The organism is Eggerthella sp. AM16-19, from assembly GCF_003474385.1.
GTDB lineage: Bacteria > Actinomycetota > Coriobacteriia > Coriobacteriales > Eggerthellaceae > Senegalimassilia.
In genome coordinates, this window is sequence record NZ_QUCY01000015.1 from 1 (window position 1) to 22853 (window position 22853).

At 57.9% G+C, this 22853-nt stretch carries 16 protein-coding genes; 12 read left to right on the plus strand and 4 right to left on the minus strand.

Annotated elements, in window-relative coordinates; translation table 11 throughout:
- The first annotated feature begins 2763 nt into the window (after positions 1 to 2763).
- On the plus strand, positions 2764 to 3765 hold the full coding sequence (locus tag DW178_RS06965) for a ParA family protein (RefSeq protein WP_042436629.1): 1002 nt from the start codon (positions 2764 to 2766) through the stop codon (positions 3763 to 3765).
- Positions 3758 to 4819, plus strand: coding sequence for a ParB/RepB/Spo0J family partition protein (locus DW178_RS06970; RefSeq protein ID WP_118350289.1), 1062 nt, complete (start codon positions 3758 to 3760; stop codon positions 4817 to 4819). The genes DW178_RS06965 and DW178_RS06970 overlap by 8 nt, the downstream gene beginning before the upstream one ends.
- On the opposite strand, the gene DW178_RS06975 is transcribed toward DW178_RS06970, so the two are convergent.
- On the minus strand, positions 4808 to 6334 hold the full coding sequence (locus tag DW178_RS06975; RefSeq protein ID WP_118350290.1) for a hypothetical protein: 1527 nt from the start codon (positions 6332 to 6334) through the stop codon (positions 4808 to 4810). The genes DW178_RS06970 and DW178_RS06975 overlap by 12 nt on opposite strands.
- Positions 6335 to 6903: 569 nt before the next feature.
- Here DW178_RS06975 and upp point away from each other — a divergent pair.
- From upp to mnmA, 3 genes are all read left to right on the plus strand, one after another.
- A complete protein-coding gene (gene upp, locus DW178_RS06980) occupies positions 6904 to 7554 on the plus strand; it encodes a uracil phosphoribosyltransferase (RefSeq protein ID WP_502695384.1) in 651 nt (216 codons plus the stop codon).
- A gap of 8 nt (positions 7555 to 7562) precedes the next feature.
- Positions 7563 to 8492 (plus strand): gamma-glutamyl-gamma-aminobutyrate hydrolase family protein, encoded by a 930-nt coding sequence (locus DW178_RS06985; protein WP_118350291.1) that lies wholly within the window; start codon positions 7563 to 7565, stop codon positions 8490 to 8492.
- Between the two features lie 222 nt (positions 8493 to 8714).
- Positions 8715 to 9869: a tRNA 2-thiouridine(34) synthase MnmA gene (gene mnmA, locus DW178_RS06990; protein WP_286168564.1), complete on the plus strand. Its 1155-nt coding sequence runs from the start codon at positions 8715 to 8717 to the stop codon at positions 9867 to 9869.
- Positions 9870 to 10083: 214 nt separating this feature from the next.
- Here the strand turns inward: mnmA and DW178_RS06995 are convergent, their stop codons facing one another.
- A complete protein-coding gene (locus DW178_RS06995; protein WP_118350292.1) occupies positions 10084 to 11250 on the minus strand; it encodes a 3-phosphoglycerate dehydrogenase family protein in 1167 nt (388 codons plus the stop codon).
- Between the two features lie 264 nt (positions 11251 to 11514).
- Between DW178_RS06995 and DW178_RS07000 the strand changes: the two genes are divergently transcribed.
- Positions 11515 to 12315 carry a putative ABC transporter permease gene (locus DW178_RS07000; RefSeq protein WP_118350293.1) on the plus strand — a complete coding sequence of 267 codons (801 nt, stop codon included), beginning with the start codon at positions 11515 to 11517 and terminating at the stop codon, positions 12313 to 12315.
- 110 nt (positions 12316 to 12425) lie between these two features.
- Here DW178_RS07000 and DW178_RS07005 read toward each other — a convergent pair whose 3' ends face one another.
- Both DW178_RS07005 and DW178_RS07010 read right to left on the minus strand, forming a co-directional pair.
- Positions 12426 to 13067: a TetR/AcrR family transcriptional regulator gene (locus tag DW178_RS07005; RefSeq protein ID WP_118350294.1), complete on the minus strand. Its 642-nt coding sequence runs from the start codon at positions 13065 to 13067 to the stop codon at positions 12426 to 12428.
- 2 nt (positions 13068 to 13069) lie between these two features.
- On the minus strand, positions 13070 to 17638 hold the full coding sequence (locus tag DW178_RS07010; protein ID WP_118350295.1) for an acyl-CoA dehydratase activase: 4569 nt from the start codon (positions 17636 to 17638) through the stop codon (positions 13070 to 13072).
- Between the two features lie 295 nt (positions 17639 to 17933).
- On the opposite strand from DW178_RS07010, the gene DW178_RS07015 reads away from it, so the two are divergent.
- From DW178_RS07015 to DW178_RS07040, 6 genes are all read left to right on the plus strand, one after another.
- Positions 17934 to 18734 carry a YebC/PmpR family DNA-binding transcriptional regulator gene (locus DW178_RS07015; RefSeq protein ID WP_118350296.1) on the plus strand — a complete coding sequence of 267 codons (801 nt, stop codon included), beginning with the start codon at positions 17934 to 17936 and terminating at the stop codon, positions 18732 to 18734.
- A gap of 182 nt (positions 18735 to 18916) precedes the next feature.
- Complete coding sequence (gene ruvC / locus DW178_RS07020; protein WP_118350297.1) at positions 18917 to 19525, plus strand: crossover junction endodeoxyribonuclease RuvC; 609 nt, start codon at positions 18917 to 18919, stop codon at positions 19523 to 19525.
- The gene (gene ruvA, locus DW178_RS07025) at positions 19522 to 20124 is read left to right on the plus strand and encodes a Holliday junction branch migration protein RuvA (protein ID WP_118350298.1); all 603 of its coding nucleotides are present in this window, start codon (positions 19522 to 19524) and stop codon (positions 20122 to 20124) included. The genes ruvC and ruvA overlap by 4 nt, the downstream gene beginning before the upstream one ends.
- Positions 20125 to 20286: 162 nt before the next feature.
- Entirely contained in the window at positions 20287 to 21363 is a 1077-nt protein-coding gene (gene ruvB / locus DW178_RS07030; protein ID WP_118350299.1) for a Holliday junction branch migration DNA helicase RuvB, read from the plus strand.
- A gap of 9 nt (positions 21364 to 21372) precedes the next feature.
- Complete coding sequence (locus DW178_RS07035; protein ID WP_118350300.1) at positions 21373 to 21783, plus strand: hypothetical protein; 411 nt, start codon at positions 21373 to 21375, stop codon at positions 21781 to 21783.
- Positions 21784 to 21806: 23 nt separating this feature from the next.
- Positions 21807 to 22793, plus strand: coding sequence for a C-terminal binding protein (locus DW178_RS07040; protein WP_158574095.1), 987 nt, complete (start codon positions 21807 to 21809; stop codon positions 22791 to 22793).
- Positions 22794 to 22853: the final 60 nt, after the last annotated feature.

Below are 22853 nucleotides of genomic sequence, written 5' to 3' on the forward strand. Positions count from 1 at the left end.
GTCAAGGACTTTTTTCGAAGTCCCTTTCCAGCCCTCGGCCGGTCGGCTCAGCCTCCCGTTCCGGTGCGCCCTTGCCTCAGGGTGGGGATGTATATTACGCATAATCCGGAGGCTGCGCAATGGGTGATTTTTCAATTCCTTGACACTCCACAGTTCCTACACATCTACTCTATCGACCTCTTTCTGGTAGAGATTGATGTTTGATCGAAGCTTCTTTCTGATATTACCTATTCTGAATTGTTCTTTTGGTAAACATGTTGCCTGCATGGGTTGATTGCCGTCTATTGGATAGCCGCCGCAAGCTTCACCTTACTTGATCGTTGAACATGATTGAAGGTTCACAAGATTGTGCCATTTGATTCACAAGGGGTCATTGAGCGCTGCACTAACATGGCTTGATGCTCCATAGCCTAGGCCCATCAACTTGATTGCCAGATATCAGCAGATTGCTATCAGGTCAATTTTCGCCATTGGAGGTTTCGCAACATTGCTTCCTATAGGCCTTCGACAATGTCTTGAGATGACCAGGAGGTAGCAGCTGCGCAATCCCCTCTTGAATGTCCTTCTTGCTAACGGCCTTTGTATAAATCCATTCTCTCATTAATTGTCGTGAAGGTCAGAACATTGGAATTAGCACGCCATGCAAGGTTCGACTCTCCACGGCGAGGCACAAGCCAACGATCCATGCATTTTGGCTTTTCTATCTAAGTTCGTAGAAATCGTTATCTGGTTCATAATGGCATACCTTGTTTCTCTATTAGAACCTGTTTGCGCCTGAACAATGATGATGTTAATGGGTTGATCTATACCTTATTAGCCATTTTGTTTTGGGGAGTTTGTTTCAACCTACCGTTCTGCAAGGATCGACTATTGCTTACTTGAACGCTGATTGAACTTCTAGCAGCAAACACCTTCATCAGAGTTGAAATTCTTTTCCCAGAATACCTCCTTGAGGTAACGGCTTTGATTCTAGAAGATATTCGTGGTTTGGTGGCCCGGTTCGACGATGGTGATACACTCAAACTCCTTGCTCAACGTGTGGCGATTCCTTCTCAGTCTCACCAGCGACCGGAATTGTATTCTGTGTATCTGGAATGCTACTGTCATATTCTATTGTTAAAGCAACACGACTCACGCACTGGCCATCAAGTTCTTTTTGACCTGTCGCGACTTTGCAGCATTGCCGCACGACTCAGTCGCTTCCATTGGTTTCAATATTATGTAGCTCTAGTTTTTTGGAATCATGCTGCACATATTGCGACGCCTTTCGATGTCCTAAAAACATCTTCGGGTTTCCCCTACGTACTAATCAACGCCAAATCCTGACACAGTTTGAGAACGCCGCTCATTCCAGTTGATTGCAATCCATAACTTTCAAAGCCAAAATGTACTGTGCAGTTTCTGCACAGTACATTTTGGTTTCGCATCAGTAGCAAGAATAGACTCAATCCTTGAAACGAATGTCGTTGGAACAACTGCGTTTCGACTAGATGCAAGTGGACACAACCATGAAAGCGGATGATATATCAGAACAATGATTGGACCAGCAACAGGTAATTACATAGAAGCGTGACGTGATTGATCCAAATTGAGATCAGGGAATCGTGTATCTTGCCACCGGGTATGCACTGTAGTTTTATGTAACTCTGTGGCATGATGATACTTACCTCAACAGATCTCGTATGTTTCAACTGTCATATCTTAATTGAATCTGTCTGAATGAATGATGATTGGGGATTTCAATTATTAATTCTGGAACTGTTGGCGGTGACTCGTGATTGCTCTCAAGCGTGACAAGTCCTGAAAACATTTCTTAGTTGAAAGCAGAGTTTCTCTTTGAGCTGATATATGAACCCCGGCCAGGTTCAAGAATGAGCTGTCTGGGCAATAGCCACAGAATTGTTTGATGTTTAAACAGTAAGTAATTGATTCTGCAATTCGAATTATTTAGCAGAAGCACATGTTCCTTCACATATCATCATGCATTCGCTGTGCTTTCAGAAATCAGTATTGAGTAAATTTCCTCTCATAATCAATTACATCAACTACATATTGCATTAGTCTGAAATCTACGAATCAATTCGCTGCTCTTTGATTACCTCTAATTGATTTACCGCTTCAAATTTGAGCCTGAGATTCGCAGAGGTGAATCTTCTTGTCGGAATCTGAATCCTTATGAATTGAATTATTCTTCAGAATCCTCGGTCTGTATCCTGATATTCATAGATTAAAATGCATGTTCTGAGTGACATGTTACTCCCTGTTCGAAACTTAGCTACCAATATTCTATTATCAAAAGAAACACCTTATGATGATACATTCAGCCCTCAAGCAGCTCATTTGACTATTTGTATTCTCTAGCGCAGCACAATACACCGTAATCGCGAGAACTTCGCACCGAGCGATATATTGTCGGATCGTTGATGAATCTGAAATGTGCCAAGGGTAATTACATCATTCAGTATTTAAGTATCAGATTCAGTGAAGAGTTAATACTTGGCGGGCTTGGCGGGCTTGATTTTCTTACTGTGCAGAAACTGCACAGTAAGAAAATCAAGCCTAGGATTATGTATCGAATGGAATTAAACCGAGGTTAATGTTCAGCAATGGATATAACAAATAATTGTGAAATTCAGCTTAATACATGTTATAAATGCTTGAATATAGCTTAAATAGCAGGTAAAATTACTCGTGTGCAGTTCCTGCACAGTCCTCAAATCATATCGTACATATGTTCGTGTTATATGTCAGACAGGAGCGCAAATGGCCAGTAGGGCGAAGGTGCGCGGCGGGGAAAAGCAGCAGCAATCCTTGTCGTTGGGAAGAGAAACCGTAGAAGAATTAGAGAAGGAAGCGGAGCGCCGCGGACTGAACAAGTCGCAACTCGCTGACCTTTTGCTCAATGGCCAGCTAACTCAATCCGCCGACAAGCCCACTATCATCTCCATCATGAGCTATAAGGGCGGCGTCGCGAAAACAACCACGAGCACCTGCCTTGCGGTTTGCCTTTCGGAGCTCGGCTACAAGGTTCTGGTCATTGACATGGACGGCCAGGGCAATGTCAGCCAGAGCCTAGGCGTATACGACCCCCGCTCCGAAGAAGCCTGCATCGCCGACGTCCTGTATCAGGCAACACCAAGCTCTCCGCGTATGTCGCTAAGTGAGGTTATGCGCACCACCGACTACGAAAACGTGTTTTGCGTGCCTTCGAACTTTCGATTCGCAGATGCGGACACGCGCCTAAAAGCTGAGATTGCCGGTGGCGTGGACACGCGCCTGCTATACGCTATCGAGGACCTCATTGACGAAACCGCCAGGAGCGGGGAGCGTAAATTCGATTACATCATCATCGACTGCGGTCCGCGCTTGGATATGACGACCACGAACGCCATCGTTGCTCTTGAAGCCGGAAACAACGCATCGCACATCATTATCCCGATTAAGGTTGATGGCTATGCAATCGCAGGTCTTTCGCAGACGATCGACACGATCAACCGTACAGCAAGGGAGCGTCGTCGCCTTCCACAGCACTGGAAGATTCTGCAGACGATGATCGAGCGCAATACCTCTGCATACAAATATGGCTGCCAGATGATGAAGGAAGCCATTCCGAACGCAGAGTATTTCAACACGAAGATCGAGAAGAGCACCGTGGTTCCGGAAGCAAGCTTGGCAATGGAACCCCTAATCAAATACGACCCCAATAGCAAGCCTGCGATCTCGTATCGACTGTTGGCCCAGGAAATCGAGGAAATGAATGCCTAGGAATAAGCTTCAGGCCGCACTCAAGAACAACGGAGGAGCAATCGCCAACGTGACGCCGCGTTACGAGAAGCTCACCGATGAGCAAATGCGCCTCGCGGCGTTCGAGGCCAGGGACAACCAGGAAGGTGCCATCACCGACAAGATGGCAAACAGCAATCGTCGAAATACGCTGCTGGCTGAAATGGGTTTTGACTGGTTCGACATCGATAACCTTAAGCCGAACCCCAACAACAGCTACACCATCACGGACGAGGATGTGAACAACCTTGCTGGCCTAATCTGGAACAGCAAGGAAGTCGAGCCGCTGATCCTGCGCGAGACCGAAGACGGCATCCAGATTATCGACGGCGAGCGTCGTTGGCGCGCATGCAAGCTGCTCGCAGAGAAATACGGCGATGCATGGCGCATGGTCCCTGGCAGGTGCCATAAGCTTGGCGCTGTTTCCGATGAACAGGCCAATTTCATCATGCACTCGAGCAATATCGGTCAGCGAAACATCAAACCGTCGGAACGCGCACAGGGCTTCAGAGTGCTGGCAGACAAGCTGGTGGAATGGCGCAAAGACGATCCGTCGCTAAAGGGCGTGAACACGAAAACCTACCTCGCGGAGCACTTTGGGGTGTCTGAACGAACTGCACAGGTGTTGCTGAACATAGCAAGAAACCTGTCAAAAGAGGGCAATGATCTTCTTGATGCAGGAAGCATCACGCAATCCCAAGCAGAAGCTTTGTCGAAACTTTCAAGCATGCAGCAAGAAAGCGTCATCAATGCGGTGCACACGGAGCAATTGACTGCTGATGAGATTTCAACACTCATCGAAGCAGCGAAAGCTTCCAAACAAGAACAACCGATCGAAGCTCTGGTTGCAGCAACGCAAACCAAAGCTCATGAAAAGGTCGTACGAAATCCTAAAGCACCAAAAGATGTGAACGGCTACCTGAAAACTGCAAGGAATGCGCTCAGGCATGCTGAAATCGCAGAAGGCGAAGCAGATTTCAAGCTGTTAGGAGAAATCAAAGCCCTGGTACGATCGATTGAGAAATCACTGGACTAGCCGCTGATTGTAGATAAATCGACGAATAGTGAGACAGAAACTCTCCCATGCCAAAGTGACAGAAACACTTGCAGGGAGGGTTTCTGTCAAAGAGGAACAGTAGTTAGAAGTAACAAAGAACCTAGGAGATTGAAGTAACAAGCACTCCTTAAACTCGTATGACAAAAAATTGCATGTATCGAGTACTTTCTTGTTATAACGATTTAAGTTCACCAGAACACGCTGATGTTGGTTCCGCTTATATGAGCCGATAACCGTAGCTACAGTTCTAACCGAACACAAGACTTGTTTTGCTATTGAAGCATACGTATGTGAACCTTGGCGATACAGGGTGACGATACGGGCATTCCTTTGGTCTCTTTTCTCTTTGGTGATGCGTTTTGCTTCTTTTCTCAGAACAGATCGCTTCGATTCGAAGAAGTTGATAGCCACCTCTTCCTTCAATGTCATGGCGAGAAGCTCTCGAAGGCGGTTAGCGCCGATGAGGTAATAGCCCTGTTCCCCACGTATGTTGATTACGGAGTCGACCGACTTGGTAATTCCGTTGAGCTCGCTTACGTTAAGCGGATTTATAAAGTTGTTGTTAAAGGAGCTCAGCTTTTGTTGTGCTACCTCGTGCGGATACACCTGAACAGCCGTGTTATAGAACACGAACGACATGAGCTCTCGATTTCCTTCGCAATTGAAATTGCGAAGCTTTTGGAGCTCGATGATCTTGGCAAGCCGGCTTTTCAGAAGAGGCTGATAGTTGATGATAGAAGAAGTCTTCTTGAAAACGCGTTTGAGATCGGTTTTGTAGCTGGGTTGTTCGGTGCGTGCCGGGATGAGCTCGGAAAGTTTCGACAGGCTATATAGCGCATCAAAGGAATAATCACAAAGCGAAGCGTAACGCCCTGCTTTGGCGTTAAAAGTTCCAGGGATGCGTGATACACGCGACACATCGAACGTTGCACGATCGACCGAAATGCCCCTAATGGAGGAGACAACGGAATCGAGCAACGAAGCCATGCGCTTCTGCACGTTTTCGAAAAACTTCACCGATTTGATGTTGACCTGGCCGTTTGCCCTTACTCGATACGGAATGGACCGGGTGAGAACATAGAAGAGCTGCACGCCTCGACCGGTGTCGATGGTCATAGTGGGTTGGGGAAGGGTTTCGTCCCCAACAGCTTGCTTGAGTGTGTCGAGCGTTTGGCGCACAATAGCGCGGGTTTTCTGAAGGTCCCGATCATGGCAATCGAGGTCGAAGAACAGCGTGTTCAGTTGCCTGACTTGCTCTGATTTTCGGCATGCCGAAGTGAACCCGTTGTGGGTCATGTAGTAGGCCGACTTCGTGTTGAAGCCGATTGCCGACAGAGATTCGCTTTTCACCGCGGTGTCCTCCCAGGACCCGCTGGCGTCCGATGAGACCACATAGTAGCTGTTGCGGTCGTCGTGCGTGATAAGCGTGCGGAAGATTTCCCACTCGCTTTCCTGCACGTGGGAGACCGTCGCGCCTACTGGTGGTTGAGGCATACTGCACCCTTCGCGACCTGCGGAAACGCGGTCGCTTTCTAGTCGAATGTATTCCGTTTTCGACAATGAAAAAAAGAGTGCAAAAACAAGAACGCCTTGTGAGCGCATGTTCTAAGTGGTAAAATATCACCTGTGAGTGAGTGGTCGATACTTGATCACTTAGGCAACCCCCTAGTTGGCGCTAGGGGGTTCTTTTTTCTGTTGTCGATGCAAGCGGGAGCTATGTTGGCGCATAGGTGTCCACGCTTGTTACTTGCACAGTCTATAACAAGAAACACTTGGCTGTCCACATTGTTTTGTTATGAAAACGGGCAAAAGGGCTTGATTCGGTTACGCGTTGGTGGTTGTTACGCAATCGAAGTTGACGCAAAGCTTCGATAAAACTAGCTTCTCGCCTGGTGTTTTCTGATTGATAGATATAGCTAACCGCAAAATTGTTGCGACTTGTTTCCGAGTGGGAAAAATTTGTTACAGTTTGATGGCCGAACGCCGGTTGACGGTGCTCGGGGGTCGGGCTTTAGCGTATGATATGCAGTCAAAGATCGCTGGAGTTTGAGAGGAGCCTTGGGATGGAAGAGATGCGATTAGCCGATGAGCGCCTGAATGTGCTCGAGCATCCCCTTATCGCGCATAAGATGTCGATCATGCGCGATGGGTCAACGGCTCCCTCCCAGTTCCGCCAGCTGGTGCATGAAGTGGCCATGCTGGAAGTGTACGAGGCTTCGCGTGATTTGGCGACGGAGCTCGTTGAGGTGGAGACGCCTTTGCAGCGCACGGTGGGAAAACGGATTGCGGGCGAGAAGCTTGCCGTGGTGCCCATCCTTCGCGCGGGCATGGGAATGCTTGACGGGGTTCTCTCTGCCATACCCTCTGCTGCGGTGGGGGTGCTTGGCATGGAACGCGACGAGCAGACGCATCAGCCGCACGAATATTACGCGAAGATGCCAAGGGGCATTGCCGACAGGACGGTGTTTTTGATCGACCCCATGTTGGCCACCGGCGGCAGCGCGCTTTCGGCTATTCATTATCTGCGAGAGCAAGGCGTTCGCGATATCCGATTCCTGGTGCTGGTGGCCGCCCCCGAGGGTGTTCGCGCCGTTTTGCAGGAGGATTCGGGCGTCCGCATCTGGACGTGCGCGCTGGACGACGGGCTAAACGACCAGGCATATATCCTTCCCGGTTTGGGTGATGCGGGTGATCGCATCTTCGGCACTTTGTAGGGGGCGCTATGGAAAGCGTGCAGCGTCCCGTCAGCATCGAGGAAATTGCCACGAAAGCGATGGGTGCATCGCGGCCGGTCATCGGCATCGTGCCGACGTACGACCCGAACGAGGGCATTCTTCGTATGAACAACCATTATGCGCAGGCCGTCGTCGCTGCGGGAGGGGCGCCGCTGATTGTCCCGTTTACGAGCGATGTTAGCGTGTACGAGTCGCTGCTGCCGCGCATCGATGGGTTCGTGCTGTCGGGCGGCCAGGATATCAGCCCCGTGCGCTACGGCGGCGATATCACCTATGGCAAGCTATCCGAGCTGACGCCCGAGCGCGAGGAAGTGGAGTATCTGCTGCTCAGCTATGCGTACCAGTTCGATTATCCGCTTCTGGGCATCTGCCGCGGCATGCAGATGATCAACGTGTTCTTCGGGGGCACGTTGTATCTGGACCTGGAAGAGCAGTTCGACGGCATGTGCGCCGCCGACGATATCCCTGTGCCGGCAGAGGGCGTGCAGACGAAATCGGGCGCGCGCGTGAACCATTGGCAAACCAAGGAATACGGGCATCCCACCCATACGGTCTCGATCATGCGCTCAAGCAAGCTCGGCGAGATTCTGGGCTGCGATTCCGCTGCGGTGAACTCCATGCATCATCAGGGCGTTCGTGCGCTGCCTCCCAATTTGGCGGCGGCTGCCTACGGGCCCGATGGTCTAGTGGAAGGCGTGGAGGCGAAGGATTGCCGCTTCCTTATGGGTGTGCAGTGGCATCCCGAGTACTTTGTGGAGGACGGCGGTCATATGGCGCCGCTGTTCCGCGCTTTGATCGACGAGGCGCGGCAGATGCGCTGCCGCGAGGGGTGTTGCCATGATTGCCTGCGCATCGATCGTGAGGAATGCGACCCGAACGCCGTGTGGCCTGCGGTCAAGTTCGCGGATTATATCTAGCTTGATGGCAAGGCTGGGGTGTTCGAACTGTTTAGAATCGTGGGTTTCGCGAAGATCTCTCGAAGGGCTTCGATGCGCTCGTGGGCTTAGATGCTCGCGTGAAGACGGTTCAGGGCGGCGCTAAACGCAGGTCGACATGTGTTTGCGAACGGGGTCGTCGATGAGCGCGATATGCGCTTCGATGGTGGTACGACGGTAGGTTGTCTGAAGGAGTAGTCCCAGGTGGATGGTGAGAAGCAAGAGCGTGTACTGGTTGCGATGAGCGGCGGGGTCGACAGCTCGGTGGCGGCGCTGCTGCTTCGCGACGCGGGTTATGATGCAACGGGCGTCACCATGAAGCTGTTCGACAACGAGGTTGCCGGCGCCGGAGGCGCATGTGTGGTGGGCGAGAGCACCTGCTGCAGCCAAAGCGATGTGGAGGACGCCCGTCAGGTGGCGTTCGGGTTGGGGCTTGAGCACTTCACGTTCAACTTCACGGGAACGTTCGGCTGCGAGGTGATCGATCGGTTCTGCGATGCGTACCTGCACGGCCGCACGCCGAACCCGTGCATCGACTGCAACAGGTACTTGAAGTTCGCCGCTTTGCAGCGCCGCCGCGCGCAGCTTGGCTTCGACTATGTGGCTACCGGCCATTATGCACGCCGGGCGTTCAACGAGCGAACGGGTCGCTTCGAACTTCGTCGTGGATTGGATGAGGCGAAAGACCAGAGCTATGTGCTGTACCATCTGACGCAAGATGACCTGGCGCATATGCTGTTTCCCTTGGGAGAATTGACGAAGCCGCAGGTGAGAGAGCTGGCGGAGAAGCATTCGTTCGGAAATGCGCATAAGGCGGAAAGTCAGGACATCTGCTTCGTGCCCGATGGCGATTATGCGTCGTTCATTGCCCGGTATATGGGGTTCGGGGGAGATGCCGCGCGTGGCGACGGGAAGGAGCGGGCGGTCCCTGCGGCGTTCGAGCCTGGGAATATCGTCGACGTTAGCGGCAAGGTGCTTGGGCGGCACACCGGATTGGTCCACTACACGATTGGGCAGCGGAAGGGCATCGGCGTTGGTGCGCCCGAGCCGTTGTATGTGGTGGGCAAAGATGCCGGCAAGAACGTGTTGGTGGTAGGCCCGCGCAGCGAGTTGGGCGTGCGCGAGGTGCGCGCCGGGGATGTCAACCTGATCTCGGTGGCCGAGCTTGACAAGCCGATGCGCGTTACGGCGAAAACCCATTACCGCCAACGAGCGCAGGCTGCCGAGGCGGTTATGGAGGGCGACCAGCTGGTGGTTCTCTTCGATGAGGCGGTTGCTCGTCCGGCGGCGGGGCAGTCGCTGGTGCTCTACGATGGCGACGCCGTTGTGGGCGGGGGCACGATAGAGACCAGCGAATAAGTTGTCTAAATAACGGTTTACCTGGGATTTCAAAGAGAAAGGCTGCAGCGGGGGAGCGGTTGAGCCGGGTTCCGCAGCTTGGGCGTCTTCGGGCGCTTCGGCGGGTTGCTTGTGCGGGAACGTAGGGCAGCTTGGCCTGCTGCGAAGAGAAAGGGACCGACTCCGCATCGTGCGAGTCGGTCCCTTTTGCGAGATGCTGGGGATGTTGCGTTCGCTATTTCACGATGCGGACGCGGTGGACGCCCTCGATGGCCGTGAGTTTGGCGACAAGCTCGTCGGTTGCGGGGGCGTTGAGGTCGAGCATGGTGTAGGCGGCGTTGCCGCGGGCCTTGTTCGTGAGGTTGTCGATGTTCGCCCCGATTTCGCCGAACACGCCGGTGATCTGGCTGAGCATGTCGGGCACGTTGGCGTGGAGCACGACGACGCGGCCACCCTGCGCGGGAGCGGGGCCCATGTCGCAGGCGGGGTAGTTCACCGAGTTCTTGATGTTGCCGTTCTCCAGGTAATCCTTCATCTGCAACGTTGCCATGATGGCGCAGTTGTCCTCGGCCTCGGCGGTGCTGGCGCCGAGGTGCGGCAGCACGATGGTGTTTTGCATAGCCATGACCTCGGGCGTTGCGAAGTCGGTGACGTAGGTTGCCACGCGGCCGGCCTCGAGGGCCTCGGCCATGGCGGCGTTGTCGACCAGGGTGTCGCGGCTGAAGTTCATGACGGAGCAGCCGGGCTTGGCGACCTCGAGTTCATGCGCGCCGATCATGCCGCGCGTGGAATCCATGGCGGGCACGTGGATGGTGACGTAGTCGCTGCGATGCAAGACATCGTCGAGGTTGGTGACGTGCTCGACGGAGGGGGACAGGCGCCAGGCGGCCTCGGCGGAAACGTAAGGGTCGTAGCCGAGCACGTTCATGCCCAGATCGATGGCGGCGTTGGCCACCAGCGCGCCGATGGCGCCCAGACCGATGACGCCGAGCGTCTTGCCGGAGATCTCCTTGCCGGCAAAGGCCTTCTTCGCCTTCTCGGCGTCCTTGCCGATGGTGGGGGAGTCGGCGTGCTCGCGGCACCAGGCGGCGCCGGGCAGGATGCCGCGGCTTGCCAGCAGCATGCCGCACAGGACGAGCTCCTTCACGGCGTTCGCGTTGGCGCCGGGGGTGTTGAACACGACGATACCGGCTTCGGCGCACTTGTCGAGCGGGATGTTGTTCACGCCAGCGCCGGCGCGGGCGACGGCGAGCAGGTCTTCGGGCAGGTCCATGTCGTGCATGGCGGCGCTGCGCACGAGCACGCCGGAAGCTTGCGCGATGTCGTCGGTAAGCTGGTAGTCGGATCCGAGCAGGTCGGTTCCCTTGGCGGAGATGTTATTCAGGCAGTTGATGTAACGCATGAAGCCCCCTTTGGCGTGTGCGGTTGCGGTTTGCGAACTAAATCTAGCTATATAGTGGGTTTGCTTTTGGGCGAAGTCAACGATGCGGCGGCAGCCGGGCGTTTTGGGGCGGGTTTGGCGGCAGGTCGCAGGACCGCTTGCGACTTGGTGAGCGGCGGCTCTTTCGAAGATGACGGGTTGTTTACCGGTGGTTTGCACCTTGGGCGGGCCTGCCGAGGTGTGCCATAATGGCCAGTTGGGGAAAAGAAAGGGGAAGAGGGCGACATGCTTCGTTATGGTTCATCGCGGTCGGCCGACCGCGATCGCGTGCTGATGCAGGGGACGGCCGCTGCGGTCAATATCCCCGATGGCGCCGGCGCTTCGCTTAGGGCAGCCGACGATGCGGCTTTATGCGACGCCGCGAAATCCGAGGCGATCAAGCTGGACCTGTATCATCTGGTGTGGATTTTCGCGGTGTGCAGTGTGCTGGGGCTGATCGGTGAGACGGTGGTCAGCTATTTCGTTGATGGCCGATGGGAGAGCCGCGCCGGGTTTTTGTGGGGGCCTTTCAGCCCGATTTACGGCGTCGGCGGCGTTCTGATGACGTTGGCGCTCGCTCGCCTGTCGGATGCGCGCGGCGGCGTGCTGTTCGGTGTGGCGGCTGTCATCGGGGCTGCGTTCGAGTGGCTCGCCGGATGGTTCTGGGAGAACGCGTTCGGCATTGTGGCCTGGGATTATTCTTCGCAACCGTTCAATCTGGGCGGGCATACGTGTTTGGGTATCGCGCTTGTGTGGGGAGCTGCCGGCGTGGCGTGGGTGAAGCTGGCGTTGCCGGTGATGCAGCGCGCAGCCGATACGGTCCCCAATGCATGGCGTGCGCCGTTGGCATGGGGATTGCTGGCGTTTTTCCTGGTGGATACGGTTGTGACGTTCGCGGCGTTCGATTGCTGGATGAACCGCTTGGCCGGCGTCGAGCCCGTCGGCGCCGTGCAGCACCTCTTCGCTGCGCATTACGGCGATGAAGTGATGGCGAACCGTTTTCAGACGATGTCGATGTACCCGTGTCTGGCGGGTTTCCGCGGGTGACGATGTGCCCGTGACCGGGCGCGAAGCGCTCGGGGGCTTCAGATCGCCTATGGGCCAACATGCCCGACGTGCTTGGTGCGCGTCGGGCATGTTTTTTGGGCGGGTTTTGGCTATCGGTCGTTCATGCCGGCGATGCGCAGCGTGGCGCGGACCCGCTCGAGCACGGCGTCGCGGGGGATTCCCTGGGCGATGCCGATCTGGCTCACAAGGAATTCCGAGTTGTTCTTCACGAACGACAGGAAGAACTCGGGGGACGTGCTCTCGGTTTCGTGCCGGGCTCCGTAGGTGATGATCCCGATGATGCCGCTGGTGCTGTATTCGATGATCAATCGCGTGTTCGGCGCGAGCTCTTCGCCGTCGTCGCACAGGATTGCTTTCCAGGTGGCGAACACGAGGCGCTTGATCTTGACGGAAAACAAGTCCATGCCGCCTTGGTTGATGAGCAGCGCGAATCTGTCCGTTTTCCGGTTGATGAGCGTCTCGAGGCTATCGACGGTTGATGACCCGGCTATTAGGCCGAACACGTTTTGCATGACCGATTCGTTGCCAAGGATCTCGTCTTCGATGACGCGGTCGACAAGGTCGTCCATGCTTTTGAAATGGTAGTAGAACGTGCCGCGGTTGAGCTCGGCCTGTTCGGCGACCATGCCGACGGTGATGTTGGCGAGTCGATGATGCTCGAGCAGGGTCCAGAATGCGTTGGCGAGACGGATGCCGGCGGCGTCGCGTTCGCTTTTCCTCGGTCGTGCCATGGCTACCCCTGGTGTTCGGTGCTGGTACTCTCGGTGCTTTGCGCGGGCTGGTGCTGCGCCTTCGCGTTCATGATGAGCATTTGCAGGCGGTTCTCGATGTTGGCGAAGCTGACATCGGGGTCGTAGTCGAGCGGCAGGATGTTCGCATCGGGGTAGCGCTCCTTGAGCTGCTTGACGATGCCTCGTCCGACCACATGGTTCGGCAAGCAGCCGAACGGCTGCAGGATGACGAACGCGCGGCAGCCGCGTGCCGCGTGGTGCAGGACCTCGGCGGGGATGAGCACGCCTTCGCCGGCGTCGAACGTGTGGTGGATGATGGGGTCGCTTTCGCGCACGAGCTCGGGCATGCGGCATGCAGGCTCGTAGAGCGGGTGAGCCTTCGCAATGCCGTCGCAGACGTTGTGCGCGGTCTCGAACAGCCGGTTCGCCACGCGGTTGAACGCTTTGGTTGCGAGGGGCTGCGAGACGTGGAATTCGCGCGCCTGAGCATCTTGGTAGAAGTAGGTTTTGCGGATGACATCGGTCATGCGCGCCTCGATGATTTCCAGGCCGTTCGACTCGAGATAGTCTTCGATGTCGTGGTTGGCGCCGGGGTGGAAGTTCAGAAGGTATTCGCCCACGATGAGCACCTGCGGGCGCGGGTTCGAGCGGTCGTAGCGAACGGTCCCCATGATGGCGATTGCCTGCTTGAAGCCGTTGACGGCGCCGCGCACGCCGCGTTCCCGTATGCCCGTCGTGACGCACTCGATGGCTTGATCGAACGCCTTTTCGGCGCTGCCGGGCTCGAGCTCGTAGGGGCGCATCTTGCGCAGCAGGTCCTCGAGTGCGTCGATCATGGGCAGGCCGAACGCGACGCGGATGGCGCTGCCGAGCGACATCTTGAAACCCGGGTGCATGTTGTGGGCGTCCTTGTCATCGTTGGTGATGATGGGGACGTAGCCGTAGCCGGCGTCGTCGAGCGCTTTGCGCAAAAGCGCCGCGTAGTGCGTCAGACGGCAGTCGCCGATGTATTTGCCGGTGCCGATGGCGACGGTATGCGGGTCCCATTTTCCGCTGTCGAGCGCGGCGAGGGCTTCGCCGATGGTCATTTGAGCTGGGAAGCAGATGTCGTTATGAACGTAGCGTTTTCCCAGCTCGATGGCTCGTTCCCGACCGATGTCAAGCGAGACGGCCTGCGCGCCCTGACGTGCGAACGATGCCGACATGAGCAGGGAGAACGCGTGCGAGGTGTTAGGCACGAGGATGGTCTTGATGCGCCGGTCGGCCTTGACGTACTTGACGGGGTAGGGGTCGGGCAGCGGGTGGTTGGCGGTTGCCGAAGGGCGGGCGAGTGCGCTTCCCTTGGGGGAGTCGGTTGCGTTTTCGCTGGCGGCGCGCTTGATGGCGGCTTGGCGCGCGCGGCGCTCGTCGACGGTCTCGATGAACGAGCGCACGCGGATGCGCAGCGGTCCGGCGACGTCGGATTCGTCGAGCTTGAGGATAAGCGGCTGCTTGCCCGAGCGTTCCTTCATGAGGCGGCAGATCTCGTCGGAAAGGTAGGCGTCGTGGCCGCAGCCGAAGCTGACGAGCTGCACGTACTCGAGCGCGGGGGAGTCGGCGGCGATGACGGCGCTGGCGAGCATGCGCTGGTGGAAGTTGTTCACGATGTCGATGCGGCTTGCCGACAGGTCGACGTCGGCGATGCCGGGGACGGCGTCGGGCGGAAGCACGGGATGCCCCATGTCGGAGAGCATTTTGGGCAGATCGTGGTTGACGAGCGGGTCGTTGTGGTAGGGGCGGCTGGCAAGCACGATGGCGTAGGTTCCGGCGCTGCGAGCGGATTCGATGGCGTGCGCGCCGGCCTCGGTCAGCAGTGCTTTGAACGCGCGCTGGGCTTTGTCCGCCTGCCTGATGGCACGTAGGGCCTGATCGGCGGGGATGCCGAACGTGCCCTCCAGGTAATCCACGAGCTGGCGATCGCGGTCCTCGGTGGAGTACCAGTGGAACAACGGGCTGTCGAAGGGGATGCCCCAGTGCTTTGCGGGGTCGTCGGAGCTTTTCACCACCATGGGATAGCCCTTCACCACGGCGCACATGGATATGCTGGTGGATGCGGTGTTCTCGCTGGGCACGGTGGTGATGATGGGCATGAAGACGCGGTCGACGCCGGCGCGTGCGAGTTCGTGGATGTGGCCGTGCACCAGCTTCGCGGGGAAGCAGATGGTGTCGGATGCGACCTGGGGCAGTCCTTCTTCGAACATGGCGCGCGTGGACGGACGGGAGAGGCGGATGGCGAACCCGAGCGAGCGCAGCAGCGCGTTCCAGAACGGCATGGTGTCCCAGAACGCCAGAACGCGCGGGATGCCGATGATGACGCCGCGGTCGGGCGTGACTTGCTCGATGGGCCAGTCTTGGAAGAGGAGCTTCTGGCGTGCTTCGAAGAGGTTTTCGCCTACCTTCGCCTGCCCATCGGCGGTTTTGAGCGCTGAACGCGTGGCGGGGTCTTTCGGGTCGCCTACAATCTGGCCGCGCGGGCAGCGGTTCCCCGTGACGAAAGCGGCGCCGTCGGCGAACGTGATAACGGTGCGGTTGCAGTGGTTGGCACAAAACGGGCAGGTGACGTTCGTGCGCTGATGGTAGGAGAACGCGTCGAGCGCATCAAGGCCGATGAAGGTGCTGGGCGCAGGGGCCGGGTTTGGCGCGCCGGCGGGGGCGGGTGTGCGGGACCCGGCTTCGCCTTCTGCGCATTTTGCCTGTTCGCATGCTTGTTTTGCCATGTGGTCGCGCGTGAGCAGCGCGACGCCGATAGCGCCCATGAGCCCGGGGTAGGGCGCACGCGTGACGGGGCGGCCGATGTGCTGCTCGAGGGCGCAGAGTACCGCGTCGTTGCGAAACGTGCCGCCTTGCACCACGATATGCTCGCCTAGGCTGTCGAGGTTGGGAACGCGCACGACTTTCGTGAACACGTTCGCGATGATCGAGCGGCATAGGCCTGCCATGATATCCGCAGGTGTGCGGCCGTTTTTCTGCTCGCTGACGATGCTCGAGTTCATGAACACGGTGCAACGGCTGCCGAGCACGGCGGGTTGTTCGCTGGTAAACGCCGCGTCGGCGATTTCGGGTGTGGGGACGCCGAGCGTTTGCGCGAAGTTCTCGAGGAACGAGCCGCAGCCGCTCGAGCAGGCTTCGTTTACCACGATGTTGCCGATGATGCCGTCGGAAAGCCAGATGGCTTTCATGTCCTGGCCGCCGATGTCGAGGATGAAGCTGGCGTGGGGTTCGTAGCGGGTGGCGGCATGGGCGTGCGCCACCGTTTCGACGGTATGGTAATCGGCGTGCAGCGCGCGGTTGAACAGCAGCTCGCCGTAGCCGGTGGTGCCGACGCCGGCGATGTCGAGCGTGACGCCGGCGGCAGCGTATCGGTCGCGCAGGCTGACGAGCGCGCCGCGCGCCACCTCGAGCGGGTCGCCTTCGTTGTTGGCGTAGAAGCTGTCGATGAGCTGGTCGTCGTCGGCGACGAGCGCCAGCTTGGTGGTGGTGCTGCCCGAGTCGATGCCGAGCCATACGCGAAGGCGGCCATTGCGTACGTGGGATTTCGCGGCGTCGCTTTCGGGGCCGTGCGGTTCCTCGGGCAGCTGGTTGCGCCGCTCGAAAGCCTTACGCTCGGCGGCGGTTTCGAAGAAGGGCCTGCCGGGAGCGTGGTCGTCGTCGGCGCTGGTGAAGCCGGCGAGCGTTTGCGCAGCTGCGGCGGGATCGATGGTTGCGGGCGTGTCGGCGAACATGCCGGAAAGCGATAGCGCGGCGCCGCGGGCGACCATGGTTTCAGGGTGCTCGGGGACGATGGCCTGGTCGTCGCCGAGGTTGAGTCGCTCCTTGAAAACGCTTATCAGCGCGGGATTGAACGTGAGCGGGCCGCCTTCGAAGATGATGGGCGGGCACACGTCGATGCCTTGCGCCAGGCCGCCGAGCGTTTGCTTGGCGATGGCGTGGAAGGCGGACAAGGCCAGGTCGTCGCGGGATGCCCCCTGGTTGAGCAGGGGCTGGATGTCGGTTTTGGCGTATACGCCGCAGCGACCGGAGATGTCGTAGACCGTGCGTCCGCGGCAGGCGGCGGCATCGAACTGCTCGATGGGCAGGTTGAGCACTGAAGCGATTTCGTCGATGAACGCGCCCGTGCCGCCCGCGCAGCTGCCGTTCATGCGCATATCGGCAACGTCGAGCGCGCCGGTGGTTTCGTTGGCGCGGAAGAAGATCATCTTGGCGTCCTGGCCGCCAAGCTCGATAGCGCAGCGCGTACGCGGGTAGAGCGCCTGGACGGCGCAGGCGTTGGCGACGACCTCCTGCACGAACGGCACGCCGAGCTTGTCGGCGATGGGCGCCGCGCCGGAGCCGGTGAGCGCAAGCCTGATGCCGGCCCGCGGGAATAGCCGCGCGAGCGAGTTGAGCGCCGCGCGGACGCTTTCGGCCTGGCGCGCGCCGTGCCGCTCGTACGACGTGTGCAGCAGGTTGCGCGAGCGCGCGTCGAGCGCGCAGATCTTCGTTGTTGTCGAGCCGACGTCGATTCCGACGTCGACAGCGGATACGTTTCCCATCGTTGTTCCTCAGGTAGTGCAAGGTGGCGCGAGGAGCGCGTCGCGAATGTGTGTCGTTCGGTTTTCATGGTAGTTTACCCAACAAGGTGTTGGAAAAAATCGACAAGATATCGACTTTGTCACGATTTTCGGGTTCGTTTTCGGGTACCGAGCCTGCTGGACGTGACAGTTTCGCCTGGTCTTCCCGCATTCCGCGTCTGCAATACCTATGAAGGGTTGGGCGGGTGAAGCGGGATAGTTGACAAGGGTGCTAGAATTATCAGCTGGTATTTGCTGTAATTCGAAGGGACGTGCTATGTCAGGGCATTCTAAGTGGGCAACCACGAAACATCGCAAGGCTGCGCAGGACGCTAAGCGCTCCGCGTTGTTCTCCAAGCTGTCGCGCAACATCACCGTTGCTGCCAAGGAGGGTGGCGACCCGAACCCCGACAACAACGCATCGCTGGCCGCCGCAATCGAGAAGGCCAAGGGCTACTCTCTGCCCAAGGACAAGATCAAGACCGCCATCGACAAGGCCTTCGGTTCCGGCAAGGACGCCGCGAACTACGAGACCGTCGTGTACGAGGGCTACGGCCCCTGCGGCGTGGCCATCCTCTGCGAGGCGCTGACCGACAACCGCAACCGCACCGCTGCCGACGTGCGCGCCGCATTCGCCCATGCGGGCGGCAACCTGGGCACCTCTGGTTCCGTTTCCTACATGTTCGAGCGCAAGGGCCAGATCATGGTCTCCAAGGAGATCGAGACGGGCGACAAGAAGCACCCCATGGGCCCCAACGGCGCCGCTGCCGATGAGGAAGAGTTCGAGATGGCCGTCATCGAGGCCGGCGGCGACGACTACGAGGACGCCGACGAGGAGTGGATCGTCTACACCCAGCCGTCCGACCTTATGGCCGTGAAGAAGGCCTTGGAAGAGCAGGGAGTGCAGGTCAAGGGCGCCGAGATGACCATGGAGGCCACCACGCCCGCAACCGTCACCGCCAACGACGCTAAGAAGGTTATGCGCCTGGTTGACAAGCTGGAAGAGCTTGAGGACCTGCAGAACGTGTACCACACCATGGACATCACCGAGGAAATCGCCGCTGCTCTGGACGAGTAAACGTGTAGGATATCCTTTGCGAACGGAAGGCCTCCCGATAGGGAGGCCTTTTTTCGCGCTGGGCCCCTGTGTTGGCCGGGCGGTTTTGGAAAGAAGCAACCATGGGAAAATCGTTGATGGAGTACGAACATCCGTGTGGTAGTATATCCACGAACAAATGTTTGAACGGATAAGGCAGGCGGATGACGGAACCTCGAACGATCTTGGGGATAGACCCAGGCTTGGCGAACACGGGATGGGGCGTGGTGCGGCAGTATGGCCCGCGTATGGAATGCGTGGCGTACGGGTGCGTATCCACGCCTGCAGGCGTTGAGCTGTCGCAGCGTTTGGCGAAGATCCACGAGCAGATTTCGGCGGTGATTAGCCAGTTCGAACCTGTGTGCCTGGGAATCGAGACCGTGTGGTTCGGTCAGAATATCACGGCCGCCTTCGCCACGGGGCAGGCGCGAGGCGCTGCTTTGGTGGCATGCGCCCAGCATGGGCTTTCGGTCGGCGAATTCACGCCGCGGCAGATCAAGATGGCCGTGGTGGGCACCGGCTCGGCCGATAAGGCGCAGGTGCAATATATGGTGAAGAAGCTGCTGAATCTGCAGGTGGAACCGAAGCCGGACCATGCTTCGGACGCGCTTGCGGCTGCAATCTGCTATACCACTCACGAAGGGTACGGGGGAGTCGGCGGCGCCAGCGCGTTGGCGAAGCTTGAGTCGCGTGGCCGCGTGATGGCGGGCGCGGGAACAGGCGGCGCCTCCGGCGCGGCGACGCGCAAGATCTTGGAGGAGGGTGCGCGATGATCGCGTTTCTGAAGGGTGCGCTGGCGGGCAAGACCGCCGCATGCGCGTATATCGACGTGCAGGGCGTCGGCTATGCCGTTGGCATGTCGCAAGGTGCGCTTTCGAAACTGCCGGCAGTGGGCGAACCTGTTCAGGTGCACACGTATCTGCAGGTGTCCGATAACGGCATAGCATTGTACGGCTTTTTAACGCTTGAGGAGAAAGCGCTTTTCGAGCGTCTGATCGGAGTCAGCGGCGTGGGACCGAAGGTTGCGCTGGCGGCGCTTTCCTCGTTCACGCCCGAAGCTTTGGTGGCGGCAGTGCAGGCGCAGGACGTGGCTGCGGTGCAGAAGATACCGGGAGTGGGTAAGAAGACGGCGTCGCGCATCATCTTGGAGCTGAAAGGCTCGTTCGATCAGGGGCTGGCAAGCTTGTTCGATGTCTCGGGCGCGCCCTCTTCGGCGGTTGTAGCTGCGGCCGAACGGCTTAAGGGCGCTCGTGAGGCGTTGCTGGCGTTGGGCTTCGCGTCTGCAGAGGCAGAAGTTGCGTTAAAGGGCGCTCCCGAAGACGCGGATGAAAACGCGTTGATAAAATACGCCTTGAAACGTTTAGGTAAATAACGGGTTGCATCGTTGCCTTTGCTGGGGTTTGGCTCGTACGAGCGAAGCGATATTTTGCTGGAAGGACGCAAGGCACTGCTTTGCGTTCGGCGAAGGTAAGGCGACTCGAATAATATGGATGACGGAGCTTGAGCTTTGGCTGATGGAGTGAAAATAGAGGGAATGGTGTTCGAAGCGGGTTCCAGCTTCGATGGCAGGTCTGCGTCGGCGGCTCCTGTCGGTGCGACCGACCCCTCGCAGCGTGCGGTCACGCCGGACTTGACCGAAGACGACCTTGCGCTCGATCGCAGCTTGCGGCCGAAGCGTCTGGGCGACTATCTCGGCCAAACGAAGATTAAGGAGTCGCTTGCCATCTTGATTCAAGCTGCGCAGGAGCGCGGTGATGTTGCGGACCATATCCTATTCTCGGGACCTCCGGGCCTGGGCAAGACCACTCTTGCCACCGTGGTGGCCAATGAGCTGGGTGCGAACATCAAAACTACCAGCGGTCCAGCCATCGAGCGTACGGGAGACCTTGCTGCGATCCTTACGAACCTCGAAGAGGGCGATGTGCTGTTCATCGATGAAATCCATCGTCTGAACCGCATGGTGGAAGAGGTTTTGTATCCCGCGCTTGAGGATTTCGCCCTGGATATCGTTGTGGGCAAGGGGCCGGCGGCTCGTTCCATACGCTTGGACCTGCCGCGGTTCACACTCATCGGTGCCACCACCCGCACGGGTTTGCTTACCGGGCCTTTGCGCGATCGTTTCGGCATCGCGTTTCGCCTGCAGTATTACACGTCTGAGGAACTGGCCTCCATCGTGCAACGCTCCGCCTCCATTTTGGATGTGCCTATCTCGTATGACGGTGCGCTGGAAATCGCGCGTCGCAGCCGCGGCACGCCTCGTTTGGCTAATCGCATGCTCAAACGCGTGCGCGATTGGGCGCAGGTGCGGGGCAACGGCGTCATCGATGAAGATGTGTCCGCGCAAGCATTGAGCTTTTTCGAGGTGGACCCGCTGGGGTTGGATGCGGTGGATAATCGTATTCTGGAGCTGTTGTGCGTGCAGTTCGGTGGACGTCCGGTGGGATTGACCACCTTGGCATCGGCATTGGCCGAGGACCCGGATACGCTTGAGGACGTGTATGAGCCGTATCTAATGCAGCAGGGTCTGCTCATCCGTACGCCGAAGGGCCGTCAGGCAACCGAGAGGGCATACGAACACCTGGGCATTTTCCACGAACCCACGAATAGCTAGGAGCGGCCGATGTTCGAGCAAGACTATCTGATGAAGTTGCTGCTGGCGTTTTACCAGGCGATGTTCAAAAGCCTGCGACGCGTTACCGACGAGGACGAAGACCCCAAAGAGGCGGCCGATACGCTGGATGAGGTTGTCGGGAATGCCGTCGGGATGGACGGCGCCAGCTTGCTGTCGCTGACCCCGGAATCCGTCGTCGGCGTGCTGCAGGTGTCCGGTACCGATTCGCGTGTAACGGAATTCATCGCGCGAAGCCTGCTGCTGTCGTCCGAGTATCTGACGCAGGCGAAGCAAGGTGCGTTGGCGTCGTTGCGCGTGGAACAGGCGCGGGCGATTGCGGATGCATACGGAATCGATTTGCCTGACGACCCCACTGACTTGTCCGATTTGAAGGAAATGGCCGAGCAAGCTAACGCCTGATAAGGGCGATGACGGGAGTGGATATGCCGAAGATCGTAGCGGTCGATACCGATTTCGAGGATAACAATCTGGAAGAGGTCATGGCCAGGGATGCGGGCATCGAGTTCGAGGTCACGCATGGCCGCACCGCCCAGGCGGTTATCGACGGATTGCTGGAAACCGGCGCCGATGCAGCGGTGACGTCGTATGCGATGTTCCCGCGCGAGGTGTTCGAGGCGTGCCCGAACCTGAAGGCGGTCAGTCGTACGGGCGTCGGGTACGACGAGATCGATGTGGGGGCCGCAACCGAGCATGGCGTTGCCGTGTGCAACGTGCCCGGTTACGGTACGGAAGTGGTGTCCGATCACGCCACCACGCTGGCGCTTTCGGTTTTGCGCCGAATCAACGAGCTTGATGCCGATATGCGCCGCGGCGTGTGGGATTATGCGCGTACGCGTCCGCTCGGGCAGTGCCGTGGTCGCGTGTTCGGCGTCGTCGGCATGGGGGAAATCGGCAGAGCGGTGGCCAAGAAAGCTGCTGGTCTGGGCTTTGAGGTGGTGTGCTGGTCGCGTAGCTTGAAACCCGGGCGGCGTACTCCCGAAGGTTACCCCGTGCTGCGCCTGGAAGAGCTGTTGCAGACGGCGGACGTGGTGAGCTTGCATACGGCGCTTACTCCCGAGACGCATCATCTGATCAACGCCGAACGTCTGGCCCTCATGAAGCCGGATGCCGTGCTGGTGAATACCGCTCGCGGCGCTGTGGTGGATACCGTGGCATTGGCCCAGGCGCTTTGCGAGGATAAGTTGTGGGGCGCGGGCTTGGACGTGTTCGAGCAGGAGCAGCCCTTCGACTTCGACCATCCCATCATGAAGGCGCCGCACACCGTGCTTTCGGCGCACGCGGCGTATTGGTCGGAGGAATCCGGCCGCGAACTGCGCGAACGCGCGATGCAAGCGGCTATCGACGCTGTGCAGGGCCGGGTTCCGGTTGATTGCTTGAATCCTTGCGTGTTCGATTTATTTGCGAGGTAGTGCTTGACGATGACGTAGCGTCATCCGCTATAGTGGTTATTTTTCGGCAGAGTAGATGTC

Coding starts and splice junctions, on each gene's coding strand:
- DW178_RS06995 (WP_118350292.1), bottom strand. CDS start 11,250: ATGCGTTACATCAACTGCCTGAATAACATCTCCGCCAAGGGAACCGAC.
- ruvB (WP_118350299.1), top strand. CDS start 20,287: ATGGTGTTCGAAGCGGGTTCCAGCTTCGATGGCAGGTCTGCGTCGGCG.
- DW178_RS07010 (WP_118350295.1), bottom strand. CDS start 17,638: ATGGGAAACGTATCCGCTGTCGACGTCGGAATCGACGTCGGCTCGACA.
- DW178_RS07035 (WP_118350300.1), top strand. CDS start 21,373: ATGTTCGAGCAAGACTATCTGATGAAGTTGCTGCTGGCGTTTTACCAG.
- DW178_RS06965 (WP_042436629.1), top strand. CDS start 2,764: ATGGCCAGTAGGGCGAAGGTGCGCGGCGGGGAAAAGCAGCAGCAATCC.
- upp (WP_502695384.1), top strand. CDS start 6,904: ATGGAAGAGATGCGATTAGCCGATGAGCGCCTGAATGTGCTCGAGCAT.
- DW178_RS07005 (WP_118350294.1), bottom strand. CDS start 13,067: ATGGCACGACCGAGGAAAAGCGAACGCGACGCCGCCGGCATCCGTCTC.
- DW178_RS06970 (WP_118350289.1), top strand. CDS start 3,758: ATGCCTAGGAATAAGCTTCAGGCCGCACTCAAGAACAACGGAGGAGCA.
- DW178_RS07000 (WP_118350293.1), top strand. CDS start 11,515: ATGCTTCGTTATGGTTCATCGCGGTCGGCCGACCGCGATCGCGTGCTG.
- DW178_RS06975 (WP_118350290.1), bottom strand. CDS start 6,334: ATGCCTCAACCACCAGTAGGCGCGACGGTCTCCCACGTGCAGGAAAGC.
- DW178_RS07015 (WP_118350296.1), top strand. CDS start 17,934: ATGTCAGGGCATTCTAAGTGGGCAACCACGAAACATCGCAAGGCTGCG.
- ruvC (WP_118350297.1), top strand. CDS start 18,917: ATGACGGAACCTCGAACGATCTTGGGGATAGACCCAGGCTTGGCGAAC.
- DW178_RS06985 (WP_118350291.1), top strand. CDS start 7,563: ATGGAAAGCGTGCAGCGTCCCGTCAGCATCGAGGAAATTGCCACGAAA.
- ruvA (WP_118350298.1), top strand. CDS start 19,522: ATGATCGCGTTTCTGAAGGGTGCGCTGGCGGGCAAGACCGCCGCATGC.
- DW178_RS07040 (WP_158574095.1), top strand. CDS start 21,807: ATGCCGAAGATCGTAGCGGTCGATACCGATTTCGAGGATAACAATCTG.